Raw genomic sequence first — 17965 nt, forward strand, 5'->3', positions numbered from 1 at the left:
GGGTCATAAAATGGTTCAACCATTCTATAGGCCTTTGGTTTTTAATCTATCACGTCTGCCAACAAATCGCTGTAACAAACATTGAAGTGTTTTAAAATTAATCGATTAGAAATAAAAAAACGAAGCTATTGATAGCTTCGCTAATATTTTTACTTACTGCTAGAACCTAGAACCTAGAACCTAGAACCGCTCGTATCACAATTTCTGTAAATACTGATCGACACTGGCCTGTTCACGTTTCTTCAGTTTGACACAGTTAGCCACTTTCTCATTGAGCTTAGCCAGAGTGCGTTTAAATTCTGGTGAGTTGGCTAACTTAGGCTCGAAGAATTTATTGGTTGTTTCAAGTGACGCTAGATCACAACCATTGCCCGTATAGTTAGGTAATTTGGCCACTGCGAAAGGCGGTAACTTAGCCTTTACTGCTGAATAATTGGTGTATAACCAATCCCTAAATAGCGTTTTTCTAACCTGAGTATAAGACTGACCAGACATGATGTACTTCATATCTGGAGAGTTTAATTTATCAGTTAAGCTATAATCTAGCATAGCGACTTGCTGTTTAGGGTCGGCAACATAACCTAATGCATACATGAGTTTAGTTCGTTTTTGAGGGTTTTTAGTTGTCTCAAAAGTGTCTTTAAACTGTTGAATTAGTTGTTTATCTCCATAGAAGACAGCAATCTGAAGTTGCGTTCCGATCAAGTAAGCATCGAACTTTTTACTTCCTGCTAAATAGACCAAACTGGCTTTTTTTGCCTGCTTAATAATGCTGATATCTTTGCCTTCAAATGCCAGGATTGAGACCAAGCTAGGACGTAACTTGCTTATCGCAACACTCTCCCCTTCTTTAGCGACACGACCATATTTCTCTAACGCAATACCTGCTTTACTGCTAATAAACTTAGCCCAATCAGCATCATTAGTTTCATCGATAAACGTCTCTTTCTGGATCTGTAAATAGCTCAATGCCGAAGCAACAATTTGTGGATGAGCATCATCGACAAACTCACCTAGAATCGACAATAACTCACCAGCGCTAATAAACCCACCATCGAGTAAAGCATCAGCCGACGAGATAAGCGCCTTTCTTTCTCTATCTGTCAGAGATGATTTAGCATTAGCGAGTAAGTTAGCTAATTGCTTATCATCTAATAACCAACGGTAATAACCCATTGCATCGGCATCGGGATATATCCAATCAGGCGTAAATTCAAGATCAAGTTGTTTAGATTGACTATCTAACAGCACAGTTTGGGTAACTTGCTTATCGCCTTTTCCATACTTGATAGAAACTGGCACAACCCATTCTTGTGCGGGGGCTTTACTGTTAGCAAAAACAAAACGTTCTTGAGAAAGAGTTAGCTTATTCCCCTTCAACTCAACTGTGATAAGAGGATATGACGATTGCTCGATAAAAGTTCTGAGTACCTGACCAACATCTTTTCCTGATGCTTTAGATAAAGCATTCCAAAGATCATCAGCCGTGGTATTTTTAAAGGCGTTATCTTTAATGTACTGACGGATCCCCTGCTTAAAATTATCCTCACCAATCCAGTTTTCAACCATAGATAACACGGCAGACCCTTTGCTATACGCAAGTCCTAACCCATCCATGATATCCGCTTCGGTTTTAATCGGTTTGCGAATAGGCTTAGTCGAAAGACGTGCATCCATACTCATGACACGATTTTTTGATAAACGTAGGTTTGATTCAAATTCAGGGTGGAGATCATGAGTGACTTTAGCTGCCATCCAACTGGCAAATGCTTCGTTCAACCACAAATCATTCCACCACTGCATAGTGACTAAATTGCCATACCACTGATGTGCCAGTTCATGTGCGACAACAGAAACGGATGAACGCTTGGTGTTCTGGTTAGCCGTCTCTTCATCAAGAAGAAGAATATCTTCACGGTATGTTACCAGTCCGGCATTTTCCATCGCCCCGAATGGGAATTCAGGTAATGCCATAGAGTCGAGCTTTTGATATGGGTAATCCACACCAAAGTAATCTTCTAGACGCTCAAGAATCGCTGGCATCTCTTTTGCTGCGTAATTTGCCAGTCCAATTTTTCCCTTAGTGGTGATCACGTTACCAGGGATCTTCATACCTTCTATAGCAACAGATTCAAAATCACCTACCGCATAGGCTACTAAATAAGAAGGAAGAGGTTTAGTTTGAGCAAAAACGTGTGTGGTTTGATCGCCAACCACCTTGGTATTCACTACTGGTGTATTACTGTATACCTTTTCATTTGACGGAGCGGTGATGGTTACTTGAAAAGGGATCTTGTATTCTGGTTCATCGAACACAGGGAAACTTCTACGTGCATCGCTCATTTCAAACTGAGTAAATAAGTAAGGTACACCAGCATCTATTGTTTTATAAAGACCGACTGACTGGCGATTATACGGCGCGGTAAAATCGATATCTAATTGATAATCGCCCGGCATAATTTCACTATCACAAATTAAATTGACGATGCCAGTATCGAGCATCTCGGCGGTCATATCACAGGTTTGATCACCGGTTAATTGAATATTTGTCGCGCTATAATCTACGCCATTTAGCTGAATAACTTTCGTCTTTTCAATTACTTGAATTTGAATTTTGGTGCTGCCTGAAAAGTTATCTTTATGTGGGTCTAGCGCTAAGCTTACAGCTTGAGAGACTGGTTTAGCATGCTTGCTGAGGACAAATTGGTTTGCTTGTAAATGTCCAGATCCTAGCAAAGAGACTGTTACTAAGCCGGTGGCCATAACTCGATACATTTCAATTCCTTTAATTATTATTAGCGCGATAGTCGGGTTTGATTAACAATAAGCGGCTGATTTTAACAAAGCTCATACAGGCAAAGCTAGGGAAATTAAGATTTTAAAATGGACTGTTACACTTTATTGTCATTGATTCTAGAGAAATAGGATGCTCAAAAATCAACTCTGAAGCATGCAACATTAATCGACTAGACATAAAGTAGGCTTCATCAGTGGCGTAAAGATCGCAACCTAAAATTGGGTGGCCTATATGCTGGCTATGCAGTCTCAGTTGATGTGTTCGACCAGTAATGGGTTCAAATTCAACCCGAGTGACCTGTCTATTACCAGCCCTGAGATCATCGACGAAGAAGCTATCCCTGGTAGATTGAGTAAACCTTTCTATTACACAGTATTTAGAACGTGCAGGCTTACCTGTCTGTTGGCATAACTTCATCAGTGGGAAATTATCACTGTCCTTAGCGACACCCTGATCTACCAATCCCGTATCTTCAACGAGTGTGCCATGTAACAAGGCAACATAACGTTTACTGACACGCCGCTCACTAAATTGTTTACATAACAGCGCATTGATCTGTTTGTTCATCGCTAGCAGCATAACGCCCGATGTACCGAAATCTAAGCGGTGAATTAAGGCACAAGTTGGAAATGCTTGCACCAGCCGATGATGCACCGAATCTATATTTAATGGGTGCTTACCAGATAGACTAAGCAGACCGCTAGGTTTATTGATCACCAAGATATGCTCATCCTGAAACAGGATCTCAATTTCATCATGGCATTTTGGAACGATAAAGGGATCAGCTTGGGGCTGCATAGAGCTATTACAACAAAGAGTCAAAGTTATGCTGAATTTTACACAAATATTTCGTACTAACAAAGCAGAAATAGCGATGTGAATTAAACGGGTATCGAGACACAGCTATGGGAGGACAGAAATTGAAGTACAAATTGTGCGCGCTCCAACAAAGTTCAGGCATGCTTCAGTTCACAAAGCTGAATATTTGCTGAACGTATGACTGTAACCTGCCAATAATCCGTCTTTTTTACTTTGCGACAAGCTTGTAAATGTTAATATCGTTGCAAATAAAAGGTGTTATGGCCAACTGATGTTAATTCGAAAAGCAACTATCCCAATAGTTTTATCCCTACTGTTACTCTCGTGCTTAACAGGCTGTAATAATAAGGCCTATATCTTAAAAACCAATATACTACTTGATGGGATCATCGCTGGGCCAAGTGAGATAAAAATCGAAAATGGTGAATCTGTTGAGTTTGCTGTAAAACTAAAAGACGTTAACTATATCCGCTATACCTTATCTGAGAATCAACAACAGGTAGATATCACAGCACAAATCATTTTCAGGCAAGGTGACTTTGTTAATACTAATACCTTACCTAGCTTCTCTATGCTTGCAGATGGCCAAGAAGCATTCATGGAGTACAAAGCCGAAGAGAGTGCGCCAAATGTCCAATGGACCGTGTCTGTAAAACCATCTTAGGTTAGTCTTTGCTGAGCATCATTTGGTAAAAAACAAGTTCCATATCCCCTAATGGGTCCTTATGAATACCTTTCTTTAAGAAGCTCATTCCCAGCTTTTTCATGATGTTGATTGAGCCTACATTCTCTTCAATGGCGATTGCCGATATTTTGTTTATTTTACTAGATTGACTCACCACATTCATGACAGCGAAAGCAGCTTCAGTAGCAAAGCCTTTGCCCCAAGCGGCTTGTTTAAATCGCCAACCTAGTTCTAAATTATCCCACTGTGGCTTATCACTAAAGAAGTCCATAGGACGAACTAATATCCAACCTAAATACGTATCAAGACGCTCTTTGGTTCCCAGCCCTAACGACACATTCATCGTGTCAGCAGTTAAGTCATTTAACGATACCTTCCATATGCCCCAGCCTTCAACCTGATTGGCGTAACTCTGCAGTCTAGGAATAGCGATAGACTCAATGTCATCCATACTCGTCATCTTACCTCCATTGATAAAGCGCATAACTTCAACATCTTGGTCAAGCTCGAACAGACTTATAGCGTCATCCTTGGTCATAAAATCAAACCTGAGCCTTTGTGTTTCCGTGATTATCATGCAGAGTCCTCATATTGAGATTAGTATCATTATTAGGCTTCTATCTTACTGTTTTTATTCGTGGCAATAAATATATAGCCTAATTGTATTTGTAGTTATCACTACCGCAAGCAGCAACCTATTAACGCTGGGATGACAGCCTGCTTTAACCCTTAACGATGCACTAGCTATTCACTACCCATGTACAACTACGCGTCACTTACTGCATTACTTATGCGCCACTTATGCGCTTTTTATGCAAAAGGCAAAATATATCCCCGAGATATTTCTAACAAAACTGAATATTCAAGAATAAACATGCAGTATTAAGCACACGTATGGACAGTCAATAAAAGGTTTATGCATTTTTTAACACTAGATCTACCTCCTAAATTATCATTTAACGACGAAATAGGATTAACAGCTAAACTTAGGGCAAGAGTCTTGTAATGCGGATGACGAATGCACAGTCAAACTGATGATTTACAGCAATTAGTCGATGTGATCGCTGCCAGTGTAGCCATCGTCGAACAGACTAAAAGTGGCAAGTTTAAAGTCGTTGCTTACAATGAGCTGTTTTTAAGAATGCTTGGTAAGGAAAAAAGCCAAAGCGATTCATCTAGCGCGTCTCACCAACCTTGCTTACTGAGTAGCTTAAGTTCCGAATCAGCACACAATGTGTTTGCTGCTTATTTACCTCAGGTTTTTAGAGTACTTGAACCTATCGAAATTGAACAAAATTTTGAATTATCCGATGAGCAACCTTGGTGGCGACTATTTTTAAATCCAATGGAGCGACCTCCAAATCTGCCACAACGCGTGATGATCATCGGCATTCATATGAGTGACAAACAACAATTGCAGTCTGAGGTTAACAACGACAGCAATCGATTTAGCTCGGTAATTGATACCGCATTCGATGGCATTATTACCATGAATGTAAGCCAAGAAATTTTATTGTTTAATCATGCTGCAGAAAATATCTTTGGCTATAAAGCCGAGGAGATCATCGGCAAACCAATCACAATGCTAATGCCACAAAAATTCAGAGCTAGCCACGCAGCTTACACCAAGCAATTCGAAAATTCTCCGATGCAGTCTCGCGACATGTTATCTCGGGTGATGATATCGGCAATGAGAAAAGACGGCAGTGACTTCCCCATTGAGATCACCATTTCAAAAATAAAAGTTAATGGCAATATGGAGTTCACCGCTATTATCCGCGATGTGTCGCATCGTATTGCTTATATAGAACACCTTCAAAAGCAAATTAATACCGATAATTTAACAGGTTTGAAAAACAGAAATTACTTCGACATGCAGCTTCAAGATATGATCCAGAAATTTAACCGTTTCAGCGAACCATTTTGCGTGTTGATGTTCGATCTTGATAAATTCAAAACCATTAATGACACCTATGGACATTTAACTGGTGACAAAGTCATCCAGGAGTTTTCTACCACGGCGAAGCTGTTATTAAGAGAAGTGGACCTACTCGCGAGGTACGGTGGAGAAGAGTTCGTGGCCATATTACCCAATACCCAATTAGCTGGAGCCATGGAGACGGCAGAACGTATTCGTAAACGAATAACCAAGATAATGGTTCTTAGCCAGAAGCACGAATCGATCACTTTTACCGTGAGTATTGGTGCCGCCGAGTTTACCAAGCAAGATGACATCAAAACAATAGTGTCAAATGCAGATGAAGCCATGTACCGCGCCAAACACCAAGGTAGAAATAGAGTTTCAGATTAGCTGCAGTGTCACAAAACTGAGATGACGGCTTCACCTAGGAGAGCTAAAAGGTTTGGAAGTGCTAAGACGATGCCCTTTGGGCTGGTGAAGCCAAGATGACGGTTTTACCTATAAGAGCTGAGACGATGGCTTACAGCCTGTTAATGCTAAGATCGAAGAAAAAAAATGGATTCCGGCCAACAAGCATGCCGGAATGACAAAAGTATAGCTCTCTTCCATCTTTGCTAGTCATACCGGACTTGTTCCGGTATCCATTCTTAGCTTCCTAGCGCAGCGTCATCTTAGCTCTCATAGCGATAGCATCATCTTTGCTCCACTAACGAAGTATCATCTTTGCCCTATCCCCTCACTAACAATTAACACAATCATAACCTTCTTACATGTGATAACTTGCTGTAAACGCTTCTTGCTGCTTTAAACAGTGATGAAGCAATCTTTTGCGCTAAAAATCAAAAACAAGGAAGCCACAGAGATGGTCATCAAAAACATATCATTCATGGATCTTAATACTTTTATTAAGAAGCAATCTCTTCAGCTCTCCTTGGCTGCGGCATTAGCCATTACCACCAGTTTACCAAGCTGGGCACAAGATACCTTATTGATTGCCGATGCGTACGTAGATGTGGTCAAAGGTAAAACCATTCAAGATGTCGCCATCGTGATCAGTGGCAATCAGATTAGCCAAGTGACGAAACAATCCAAAATTCCAAGCAACAACGACTACACGCTGGTGGATCTTAGCGGAAAAACGCTATTACCGGGTGTAATGGACATGCATGTTCACCTATCAGGTGATGCTGAAGATAACTTTTTAGCATCTCAAAATTACTCTATTCCTCGTCAAACCGTAAAAGCAGTTAAGAATGCAGAAAAGACATTAATGGCAGGATTTACCACAGTGCGTGACCTAGGGGCTTCAGGCTATGCGGTTATTGCCACTCGTGACGGCATTAATGCTGGAGAAATTCCAGGGCCAAGAATTTGGGCGGTGGGACATGCAGTTAGCATAACTGGCGGCCATTGTGATGATAACTTTTCTGCACCAGAGAAACATGCAAAAGCGCAAGGAGTGGCTGATGGTCCGTGGGCTATTCGAGCCAAGGTTCGCGAGAATATCAAGTACGGTGCTAATGCGATTAAAGTCTGTGCTACTGGCGGTGTATTTTCCAAAGGCACCAAAGTGGGTGTACAGCAACTAACCTATGAAGAGTTAAAATCAGCTGTCGATGAAGCCCATATGCGAGGTTTAGTCATCGCCGCTCACGCTCACGGAACCAGTGGTATTAAAGCGTCAATCAAAGCGGGGATTGACAGCATTGAGCATTGTAGTTTTATGGATGATGAAGCTATAAAAATGGCCGTTAAAGCCGGTACTTACCTATCTTGCGACATCTATAACACAGAATACACCCTTGCTTTTGGCGCTGCTAATGGTGTACCTGAAGAGAATATTAATAAAGAGAAGCTGGTATCTCAAGCGCAGCGTGACAGCTTTCGAAAAGCTGTAAAAGCGGGGGCAAACATGGTGTTTGGCTCAGATGCCGCAATATACCCTCATGGGGATAACGGTAATCAGTTCTCGCGTATGGTTAAGTTTGGCATGACACCAGCTCAAGCCATACAGGCTGCAACAATCAACAGTGCAGCCCTACTTAAGCAAGATAACCTAGGTCAAATAAAACCAGGCTTCTTAGCTGACATTATTGCCGTAGAAGGCGATCCACTGAAAAACATCAGCCTGATGGAAAACGTCACCTTCGTAATGAAAGATGGCAAGATCTATAAGCAATAGCTTTTTAACATAAAAACAAAGGTGACGGCCGTCGGCCTGATAAAGTTGAGATGACGGTTTCACCTGGAAAAGCTAAGATGATGCCCTACGGGCTGGTAGAACTGAGATGTCGACTCTAGGTCTAGAAGTGCATAGATGATGCCCTTCAGGCTGAATAAGCCAAGATGACGGTTTGACCTAGTAGAGCTAAGACGATGGCTTACAGCCTGTTAATGCTAAGAGCGAAGAACAAAATGGATTCCGGCTAACAAGCATGCCGGAATGACAAAAGTATAGATGTCATCCCTCCTTGACTGTCATACCGGACTTGTTCCGGGATCCACCTTTTGCTATTGATATATAGAAATGGATTCCGGCCAACAAGAGTGCCAGAATGACAAAGGTTTAGATGTCATTCCTCCTTAACTGTCATACCGGACTTGTTCCGGTATCCATTCTTAGCTTCCTAGCGCAGCGTCGTCTCTGCCTTACCAGCGAAGTATCATCTCAGCTCTCACAGCGATAGCATCGTCTTTGCATCACCAACGAAGTGCCTTCTTTGCCTTACCTCTACAGCTATTGATTTAAATCCTTATGTAGTTCTGCATACATAATCTCTCTCATCTTAGCTTTGTAAATTTTGCAATATCTCCGCTGCAAAGGATCGGCATCGCTAGTTTTAACTTATCCATTGGCCAGTCCCACCATTTCATTTGCAGCAGCTTGTCTATGGCTGCATCATCGAATCGTTTTCTGATCACCTTATTATGACCAACGACCAGTGTGTAAGGCTCAACGTCTTTGGTGATCACAGCGCGGGCACCTATTACAGCGCCATCGCCTATCTGCACACCTGGCATTATCATGGCTTCGCTTCCAATCCAAACATCATTGCCAATAACGGTATCACCAGCTCGCTCAAAGCCACTTTTAACTCCATCACCGAATACCTCATTAGAAAATGGAAACGTGGAGATCCAATCAATTCGATGACCCTGATTTCCAGCTAACATAAAGCAAGCACCTGATGCGATTGAACAGAATTTGCCAATGATCAGTTTATCGACTTCACCGTATACACCGGCTTCCCATATGTCCCTGGTCGAACTGTCACCGAGTAAATAACGTACGGCCTGTTCTTCAAACGACTTGCCATGATAAAAACCTGAGTAATAGGAATGTTCGCCGACCTCGATATTTGGGTTTGTGATCTGCTCCTTTAGCGTTCTAGACGCTAACCAACTGGTAAATTCATTCATGTTCAGTTTCTCTTTTCTCTTTTCTATTGCTAACTTTTTCTATATCAACTATTACATCTGATTGTAAAGAGTCTAACCAATCACTATTATTACCAGAACCGCACAAACTGATAATCAGAATTACCATATGGAAACAAACTGGCTAAATTACCTCCCCCTCTATATTCAGCTATGTGAAGAGCGCAGCATCGCAGCAACCGCCAAACGCTTAGGTTGCTCAAATGCTCATGTCAGTCGTCAGTTGGTAAAACTTGAATTATTGCTCAACAAGCAGTTGATCCACAGAACCACACGTAAGTTTGTGATCACAGCTGACGGACAAGCTTTTTACAGAAATGCCAAAGCCTTGATGGAACACGCCGATGAGGTAGAAAGCAGAGTATTTGATAGTGAAACCATTACAGGTAAAATCAGGGTTTCAGCTTCGGCATCATATGGAGCCACCAGGCTATCAGCACTGATGGCTAAATTTAGTAACCAGTATCCGGAGATAGAGCTAGAACTTTCATTTACCGAGCAGCCAGTCGATCTGATTGAGCAAAGCTATGATCTAGCTGTTTACCTGACAGACACTCCAGATGATGCTTATGTCGGACATAGGCTTAAGCCTGTCAACTGTGTGCCTTATGCCCATAAGCATTACATTGAGAAACATGGTGAAATCACGCATCCAAATCAACTAGATAACTACAATCACATCATTTATAAGAGTGATATCCTCAAACTGGATTCCTGGCAGTTTGCTTACAATCCTCAAAGACACAATAGTAAAATCGAATACTGTAAAGTCAATCTCAGTGGTAACTTTAACACCAACCTGATCCCATCTATGGTCGAAGCCATGTTAGCCGGTTGCGGGGTCGCCATGCTCGCCGATTTTGCTTTAGACAAGCTAACCAACGCAGAAAAATACTCACTGGTTCGCTTGCTACCAGATTGGAGCACGACAGGCATTCTCCCCCTCTATATCCTCTATCCAAGGAGAAAACACCTGCCCAAGCGCACCAGTTTATTGGTCGAGTTTTTAAAAGCAGAATTAGGGTAAAATGATAAAAGCTAGATGACGGCTTGTTGCCTGTTACTGCTGAGATGTCGAATATAGGCCTGTTACTGCTGAGATGTCTGGAGGCACTACAACTTCTCTTGCTGTCAGACCGGACTTGTTCCAGGAACCAGCTTTGGGTTGTGATACATAGAAATGGATTCCGGCCAACAAGAGCGCCGGAATGACAGAGGTTTAGAGGTCATCCTTGTTAGTTTGTCATACCGGACTTGTTCCGGTATCCACTCTTAGATTCCTAGCGCAGCGTCATCTTAGCTCTCATAGCGATAGCATCGTCTTTGTCTTACCAACGAAGGCCATCTCAGCTTTAATAGCGCAGCGTCTTCTCAGCTTAACAGCGCAGCGTCGTCTTAGCTCTCATAGCTATAGCATCTTCTTCGCTTTCCCTCTATCTAATACTCATTAAATTCTGTATAATCCCGCGCTGCTTTATAGGCTCATTTATTCCGCTATTTACCCGAGGACCGCCGTTATCATTAGTACGAACAACATCACCATGCAGTTTGGCGCTGAGCCATTATTTGAAAACATTTCAGCTAAATTTGGACACGGCAATCGCTACGGTCTAATTGGCGCAAATGGTTGTGGTAAATCCACATTCATGAAAATCCTCAGTGGCGAGCTTGCACCTAGCTCGGGCAATGTCTCAATCACACCTGGCTTAAAAGTCGGTACCTTGAGCCAAGATCAGTTTGCCTTCGAGCAATACAGTGTTGTTGATACCGTTATCATGGGTGACGCAAAACTTTGGAAAGTTAAACAAGAACGTGATCGTATCTACTCGCTACCAGAAATGAGCGAAGAGGACGGCATGCAAGTGGCTGAACTTGAAAGCGAATTTGCAGAGATGGACGGTTACAGCGCAGAAAGCCGCGCGGGTGAGATCTTATTAGAAGCGGGTATCGAAGAAGATTTCCATTTCGGACTCATGAGCCAAGTTGCTCCAGGTTGGAAGCTGAGGGTACTACTTGCCCAATCACTGTTTTCAAACCCAGATATTTTGTTACTCGATGAGCCTACCAACAACTTGGATATTCATACTATCTCGTGGTTAGCGGGTGAGCTTAATAAACGTAAATGCACCATGATCATCATCTCGCACGACAGACACTTCTTGAATTCTGTCTGTACGCATATGGCGGATATCGATTATGGCGAGCTACGTGTTTACCCAGGCAACTACGAGTACTTCCTAGAAGCTGCAGGCCTTATTCAAGAGCAGCTGTTAGCCGGTAATGCCAAGAAGAGCGCCGAAATGGCAGAGCTTCAAGACTTCGTAAACCGCTTTGGTGCTAACGCGTCAAAAGCGAAACAAGCGAGCTCTCGTGCTAAGAAGCTTGATAAAATCAGTTTAGATGATGTGAAATCATCAAGCCGCATGACGCCGTCACTGCGTTTCGATGAAAGTAAGAAGATGCATCGCCAAGCACTCGTTATTGAAGAGCTAGGACATGGCTTCGATGGCGAAACCTTGTTCCAAAATGGCGAGCTAATTTTAGAAGCGGGCGCAAAACTTGCCGTTATCGGTGAGAACGGTGTGGGTAAAACCACCCTACTACGTTGTCTCGTTAACGAGCTTGCTAACAATCAAGGCACTATCAAGTGGTCAGAAAATGCCGCTATCGGTTACTGCCCACAAGACAGCAGCAAAGATTTCGATAATGATCTGTCTTTGTTTGACTGGATGTCACAGTGGCGCACACCTAAGCACAACGACCTTATGGTCCGCGGCATGTTAGGTCGTCTATTGTTTACCGAAGATGATGCCAACAAGAAAGCTAAAAACTGTTCTGGTGGTGAAAAGAACCGTCTGTTGTTCGGCAAGTTAATGATGCAAGACATCAACGTGTTAATCATGGATGAGCCGACTAACCACATGGATATGGAAGCGATTGAAGCATTGAATAATGCGCTTAAATTGTTTGAAGGCACCCTCATCTTCGTCAGCCATGACAGAGAGTTCGTCTCTTCACTGGCCACTCACATCATCGATGTGAAGGACAAAGAGCTGGTTAACTTCCACGGTAGCTTCGATGAGTATCTTGCAAGTACCGCCGAAGCGGAAGCAAGAAAAAGCGCTTAAGCTAAATAAGTTATAAAAAACGCCGCTAGACGAGAGTCCAGCGGCGTTTTTGTATCTGGTCTTTGCTACTGTCATCACTCTTCGATTGTCAAAGAGTCGATGGTTGTCATCTGACTTACTGGGAAGTAGGACCGGGATCCTGCTCTTGTCTTAAATCTCTAAAATGTGAAATCAAAACGTGGATTCCGGCCAACAAGCATGCCGGAAAGACAGCGAGTAAGCACAGCAGGAAGACAAGACCGATTTACTTGTCATCCCGGACTTGTTCCGGGATCCAGCTCTTGGCTTTAATCTCTAAAATGTGAAATCAAAACGTGGATTCCGGCCAACAAGCATGCCGGAAAGACAGCGAGTAAGCACACCAGGACGACAAGACCGATTTACTTGTCATCCCGGACTTGCTCCGGGATCCAGCTCTTGTCTTTGATCTCTAAAATGTGAATTCAAAACGTGGATTCTGTCCTAAAAGAGTGCCGGAAAGACTGAGAATAAGCACACCAGAAAGACGAGACCGGTTTACTTGTCATCCCGGACTTGTTCCGGGATCCAGCTCTTGTCTTTGATCGTTAAAATATGAATTCAAAATGTGGATTCCGGCCAACAAACATGCCGGAAAGACAGCGAGTAAGCACACCAGGAAGACAAGACCGATTTACTTGTCATCCCGGACTTGTTCCGGGATCCAGCTCTTGGCTTTGATCTTTAAAATATGAATTTAAAACGTGGATTCCGGCCTAAAAGAGTGCCGGAAAGACTGAGAATAAGCACACCAGAAAGACGAGACCGGTTTACTTGTCATCCCGGACTTGTTCCGGGATCCAGCTCTTGGCTTTAATCTCTAAAATGTGAAATCAAAATGTGGGTCACGGCGGAAATGCCGGTTATGCAGGAGCTATTACCGGCTTAGCTCTTCTTAACTTTCCCAATTTTGCGAGCGAATGATCTCTTCATCTACCCATCTTAATAACTGCTTAATGGCTTTCGAGAGGATCTGGTTTTGTCGCACAATATAACCAAGGCTCGTGGTGGGAAACTCGGGCAACGGTGTCACTTGGGTCTTTAAATTACGCTTAGTATAAATTGAAAACTCAGGCACTATCGCGACACCAAAGCCCGCTTCTGCCCAGTCTATTTGTGCATCGACGCTGCCTACTTCCATAATTCGATACTTAGGTAAGTTCAGCGATGGCAGTGCTAAATCAAGCAGATCTCGGGTGCGGGTATCGTGGCCTAATAAAATCAAGGTAGGTTCGCTCTCTAATACCAGCTCAGGTTGCAGCTTCGCTTGTTGCCATAGCGCTAGATTATCTCCTAACGCGCACCATCGTATCTGTTGTAACTGGGTGAAATGCAATGGCTGACTCTCTTTTTGAGCGATCACGAAACCCAAATCTGCTTGTGCATTTTTGACTAATGCAGAGGCTTGTGAAGAGGTGGTATTTAACAGCGAAAAATCGATACCTGGAAACTCAGCTTTAAACAACTGAAATGGTGAGATCAAAAGTAACCGAGAAATAATGTCACTGGCCGCAATGGTGAGCGTACCTTGACTCAGATCGTTAATGGCGTTGAGATCTGCCTGACAAACCTGTAGCTCCATCAAGGTTTTTTGACTGGACTCGAGTAATCGAACCCCCGCTTGTGTTAAGTGAAATGGGTTACGTTCAATAAGCTTAACCCGTGTTGTACTTTCTAACTGTTTGATATGTAAGCTGACATTAGGCTGTGTCATGTGTAGCACTGCGGCAGCCTTACCAAAATGTTGCTGCTGCGCTAAGGTGACAAACGTTCTAAGCCAATTGAGATCGAGCATAGCCTTTACCTGATTATTTATATCGTTTCGCTCACATGATATATGAGTTACTTATCAAATTGATAATAATTATTAATTTTCCATATCCAAAGTATTCCATTAGCATAGCCTCTTAATCATTCAGGAGTGTGAGTTATGCCGTCTATTGTTGTTGTGGGTGCTAATTGGGGCGATGAAGGTAAAGGCCGTATCGTTGATTTTCTTGCGGCAGATGCTTCTGCAAGCATTCGTTTTCAAGGTGGTAATAATGCGGGGCATACTGTCGTTAATGACTTTGGTACCTTCAAATTACACCAGCTTCCAAGTGGCATATTCAATCCAGACTGTTTTGCGGTACTGGGTCCTGGCATGGTCATCAGCCCTGCGGCATTAAGTGAAGAGATAGCCGAAGTGAAAGCGGCTGGTGTCAGTGTAAAGCTACACATCTCAGATCGCGCTACATTATGTCTGCCTCTACATGCACTCGAAGATACCCTCGAAGAGCAACGTTTAGGCGATGCAGCTTACGGTTCAACTCGTCAAGGTATAGCGCCAGCTTATGGCGATCGCGTCATGAAAAAAGGTATTCTAGTCGGCTGGTTAAAGCAACCAGAAGTGTTGCTTGAGCGTATTCAATTTATGCTCAATTGGAAAATGCCGCAGTTAAAAGCGTTATACCCAAGCTGTGATTTCAGCCAAAGTGCTGAAGAGATGACCGCATGGTTATTAGAAGTCACGGAGCCATGGCGTGAATTCATCTGTAACGTGACTGAGCCGTTAAAAGTGATGCAAAGCAACAATGCTAATTTGTTGTTTGAAGCGCAACTAGGCGCAGGTCGTGACTTGGTTTATGGCGAATACCCTTGGACCACCTCTTCAAACGTTACCGCAGCTTATGCAGGCATTGGCAGTGGTTTACCGGCATTACGTCCTGAGCGCATCATAGCCGTGGCGAAATCATTCAGCTCATCAGTGGGCACAGGTACCTTAGTGACAGCAATGGAAGAGCAAGATAACTTCCGCGAAACATCTAATGAATACGGCGCAACCACAGGTCGTCCTCGTGATATGGGATATTTTGATGCTGTCGCAACCCGTAATGGTGTCGAGTTACAAGCCGCTACCGAAATCGCACTGACTAAAATTGACTGCTTAACTGGCATGACAGATCTAAAAATCTGCGTATCTTATGCTGGCGAACATACACAGAACCCAATCTGGCCTCAAACAGCAGCCCTGACTCCTGTCTATGAAGAGATGCAAGGTTGGAGCGAAGACATCACAGGTTGCAGAACCTTTGCAAGCCTACCAGGAGCCGCTCAACACTATGTGCTACGCATCGAAGCGCTAATGGGAGTACCAATCAAAATGGTATCAGTAGGCCCAGAACGTGAGCAGATGATCCTTAGATAATACAGTTATCCCAGTAAAAACGGGAAATATCTCTATGTTAGTCATACCGGACTTGTTCCGGTATCTAGCTCTTGAACTTAACTCAAATGCAATGGATTCCGGCCAACAAGCATGCCGGAATGACTAAGTACGGTGTCATACTGGTAAAGCCGGGAACATCGTTACTTCTGTCATACCGGACTCGTTCCGGTATCCAGCTTTTGAACTTAACTCAAATGAAATGGATTCCGGCCAACAAGCATGCCGGAATGACCAAGTGCAACGCTATACCGGCTAAATTCTGTTTTTGTCATACCGGACTCGTTCCGGTATCTAGCTCTTGAACTTAACTCAAATGAATTGGATTCCGGCCAACAAGCGTGCCGGAATGACCAAATGCAACGCTATATTGGCTAAATTCTGTTTCTGTCATACCGGACTCGTTCCGGTATCCAGCTTTGCTCAAACAGCGCACTTAGTGCGCATCATCTCAGCCTTACAGCGGAGCATCGTCACTGCTCCACCAACCGAGTGCCATCAGCTCTACCAACAAAGTATCATCTTTGCTTCCCAAGGCCGAAGGTCGCCGTCTCAGCACTGCCTACCGTCTTAGCTTTACTCTGCTTCTTAGCCCTACGCCCTATAAACTCCTTCCTAACAAACGTCAGTAAAGCGAAGCTCACCATAGCCGTTCCGACAATGGAGCTAATAATCAGCATAAGCAAATACCAGGTTGGCATTCTCGCACCATCATGTAAAAATCGTGCGCTGTAAATCGCCTGACCTTTAATGCCCCTTTCGGCGAAGGTTATTGCTGAGTATAGTTGGCCAGTTTCAAAATCAATTTTGATCGTATCAGCCTGTTGTAGCGCAAACACGTTGCTAGCGTTAAAATTTAATGAGTAAATTAAGCTATCAGGTTGTGGTCTACGCGGCTTTGATACTGATACGAGTTCAGCATCTGGCCATAATTTTTGCGCCGCTAATATCTGCGATTGCCAGTCATTGGCTTGCCCCATGACAGGCTTAGCACGATTATCATCTAATGTTGCACCGCCTCTTGGACCATAGGTGATGTACGCGCCACTGATGGCCATTATCAAAAGCGGAATTGAAAAAATCAGTCCAAGTTGAATATGACTCTTGATCAGCGCACTATTTTTACTGTTTTTAGGAATAGTATGCTTCCATTTAAAGCCCCTACGTATCAACCACCATAGGTAGAGTCCAATAAACATAATCACAGTCGCCAAGATAGAGCTGATGGCATTAACATGTTTACCTGGGTCACTTAACTGGAAGTTACGATGAAAGAAGAAGATAAAGCGCCATACTTCATTATCACTCTTAACTTGAGTGCCTAGCTCTTCAAGCTCAGTAGTCAGAAAGGTAGATTGCTGTCTGGAATATGTCTCTACATAGGGAGACATTTCGGTTGGTAACTTTACACCTGTTGCATCAGGATAGTTCGACAGAGCTTTAGCAGCGATACCCGCTTTTTGCTCATTGCTTAAAGCTGAAAACACCTGCCCTTTATCATCAAAACGCTTAAGCAGATCAACACTACCTAAGTAGATGCCTGTAGTGAGTACCACCAGCATGATCAAACTGATAAAAAAGCCTACCCAGTTATGAATTAGTTTAAAAATTTTAGTCATAGTGTATTTTTATTATTTGCCCACAATGGCGCAAAGGTTATCAGTAACGATTGCTATTACAATACTCAAAATAGGATTTACAAAGTAAGGATTTAGCACCTGACATAAACTTACAAAAATTGACACAAACTGTTATAAATATTGAATAATAAATAGCTTCGAATGCTATTGTTTCAGTATAAAGTCAGACAGTAAAAGTACGAGTAAACATACGATTGAAAGTACCCGTCGCCAGCGATTATAAATACAGCAAAGCTGCCAAGCAGAATACACAAACATCTCATTCTGAACGCTCAAATATGTAACTCTAGATAGGTCATCCCGGACTTGTTCCG

The 17965-nt window shown here is 43.0% G+C and carries 12 protein-coding genes; 6 read left to right on the forward strand and 6 right to left on the reverse strand.

Annotated elements, in window-relative coordinates; translation table 11 throughout:
- Window positions 1-195: 195 nt before the first annotated feature.
- Entirely contained in the window at window positions 196-2775 is a 2580-nt protein-coding gene (locus FM038_RS12175) for a M1 family metallopeptidase (RefSeq protein ID WP_142874954.1), read from the reverse strand.
- 103 nt (window positions 2776-2878) lie between these two features.
- The gene (locus tag FM038_RS12180) at window positions 2879-3595 is read right to left on the reverse strand and encodes an RluA family pseudouridine synthase (protein ID WP_142874955.1); all 717 of its coding nucleotides are present in this window, start codon (window positions 3593-3595) and stop codon (window positions 2879-2881) included.
- Between the two features lie 292 nt (window positions 3596-3887).
- Here FM038_RS12180 and FM038_RS12185 point away from each other — a divergent pair, with 292 nt between their 5' ends.
- Window positions 3888-4280, forward strand: a complete 393-nt coding sequence (locus tag FM038_RS12185) for a hypothetical protein (RefSeq protein WP_142874956.1) — start codon at window positions 3888-3890, stop codon at window positions 4278-4280.
- A gap of 1 nt (window position 4281) precedes the next feature.
- On the opposite strand, the gene FM038_RS12190 is transcribed toward FM038_RS12185, so the two are convergent.
- On the reverse strand, window positions 4282-4878 hold the full coding sequence (locus FM038_RS12190; RefSeq protein ID WP_142874957.1) for a GNAT family N-acetyltransferase: 597 nt from the start codon (window positions 4876-4878) through the stop codon (window positions 4282-4284).
- Between the two features lie 441 nt (window positions 4879-5319).
- On the opposite strand from FM038_RS12190, the gene FM038_RS12195 reads away from it, so the two are divergent.
- Both FM038_RS12195 and FM038_RS12200 read left to right on the forward strand, forming a co-directional pair.
- Window positions 5320-6612, forward strand: a complete 1293-nt coding sequence (locus tag FM038_RS12195) for a sensor domain-containing diguanylate cyclase (protein ID WP_142874958.1) — start codon at window positions 5320-5322, stop codon at window positions 6610-6612.
- A gap of 472 nt (window positions 6613-7084) precedes the next feature.
- Entirely contained in the window at window positions 7085-8404 is a 1320-nt protein-coding gene (locus FM038_RS12200; RefSeq protein ID WP_223293064.1) for a Xaa-Pro dipeptidase, read from the forward strand.
- Between the two features lie 599 nt (window positions 8405-9003).
- Here the strand turns inward: FM038_RS12200 and FM038_RS12205 are convergent.
- Window positions 9004-9642 carry a CatB-related O-acetyltransferase gene (locus FM038_RS12205; protein ID WP_142874959.1) on the reverse strand — a complete coding sequence of 213 codons (639 nt, stop codon included), beginning with the start codon at window positions 9640-9642 and terminating at the stop codon, window positions 9004-9006.
- 127 nt (window positions 9643-9769) lie between these two features.
- On the opposite strand from FM038_RS12205, the gene FM038_RS12210 reads away from it, so the two are divergent.
- Window positions 9770-10687 carry a LysR family transcriptional regulator gene (locus tag FM038_RS12210; protein ID WP_142874960.1) on the forward strand — a complete coding sequence of 306 codons (918 nt, stop codon included), beginning with the start codon at window positions 9770-9772 and terminating at the stop codon, window positions 10685-10687.
- 490 nt (window positions 10688-11177) lie between these two features.
- Window positions 11178-12788: an ABC-F family ATPase gene (locus FM038_RS12215; RefSeq protein WP_142874961.1), complete on the forward strand. Its 1611-nt coding sequence runs from the start codon at window positions 11178-11180 to the stop codon at window positions 12786-12788.
- 913 nt (window positions 12789-13701) lie between these two features.
- On the opposite strand, the gene FM038_RS12220 is transcribed toward FM038_RS12215, so the two are convergent.
- Window positions 13702-14601 (reverse strand): LysR family transcriptional regulator, encoded by a 900-nt coding sequence (locus FM038_RS12220; protein ID WP_142874962.1) that lies wholly within the window; start codon window positions 14599-14601, stop codon window positions 13702-13704.
- Window positions 14602-14736: 135 nt separating this feature from the next.
- Between FM038_RS12220 and FM038_RS12225 the strand changes: the two genes are divergently transcribed.
- A complete protein-coding gene (locus FM038_RS12225) occupies window positions 14737-15993 on the forward strand; it encodes an adenylosuccinate synthetase (protein WP_142874963.1) in 1257 nt (418 codons plus the stop codon).
- Window positions 15994-16529: 536 nt separating this feature from the next.
- On the opposite strand, the gene FM038_RS12230 is transcribed toward FM038_RS12225, so the two are convergent.
- Window positions 16530-17630: a PepSY-associated TM helix domain-containing protein gene (locus FM038_RS12230; protein ID WP_142874964.1), complete on the reverse strand. Its 1101-nt coding sequence runs from the start codon at window positions 17628-17630 to the stop codon at window positions 16530-16532.
- Window positions 17631-17965: the final 335 nt, after the last annotated feature.

The sequence above is a fragment of the Shewanella eurypsychrophilus genome (assembly GCF_007004545.3).
GTDB classification, from domain to species: Bacteria; Pseudomonadota; Gammaproteobacteria; order Enterobacterales; family Shewanellaceae; genus Shewanella; species Shewanella eurypsychrophilus.

Coding starts and splice junctions, on each gene's coding strand:
- FM038_RS12230 (WP_142874964.1), bottom strand. CDS start 17,630: ATGACTAAAATTTTTAAACTAATTCATAACTGGGTAGGCTTTTTTATC.
- FM038_RS12185 (WP_142874956.1), top strand. CDS start 3,888: ATGTTAATTCGAAAAGCAACTATCCCAATAGTTTTATCCCTACTGTTA.
- FM038_RS12190 (WP_142874957.1), bottom strand. CDS start 4,878: ATGATAATCACGGAAACACAAAGGCTCAGGTTTGATTTTATGACCAAG.
- FM038_RS12220 (WP_142874962.1), bottom strand. CDS start 14,601: ATGCTCGATCTCAATTGGCTTAGAACGTTTGTCACCTTAGCGCAGCAG.
- FM038_RS12205 (WP_142874959.1), bottom strand. CDS start 9,642: ATGAATGAATTTACCAGTTGGTTAGCGTCTAGAACGCTAAAGGAGCAG.
- FM038_RS12210 (WP_142874960.1), top strand. CDS start 9,770: ATGGAAACAAACTGGCTAAATTACCTCCCCCTCTATATTCAGCTATGT.
- FM038_RS12225 (WP_142874963.1), top strand. CDS start 14,737: ATGCCGTCTATTGTTGTTGTGGGTGCTAATTGGGGCGATGAAGGTAAA.
- FM038_RS12195 (WP_142874958.1), top strand. CDS start 5,320: ATGCACAGTCAAACTGATGATTTACAGCAATTAGTCGATGTGATCGCT.
- FM038_RS12180 (WP_142874955.1), bottom strand. CDS start 3,595: ATGCAGCCCCAAGCTGATCCCTTTATCGTTCCAAAATGCCATGATGAA.
- FM038_RS12175 (WP_142874954.1), bottom strand. CDS start 2,775: ATGTATCGAGTTATGGCCACCGGCTTAGTAACAGTCTCTTTGCTAGGA.
- FM038_RS12200 (WP_223293064.1), top strand. CDS start 7,085: ATGGTCATCAAAAACATATCATTCATGGATCTTAATACTTTTATTAAG.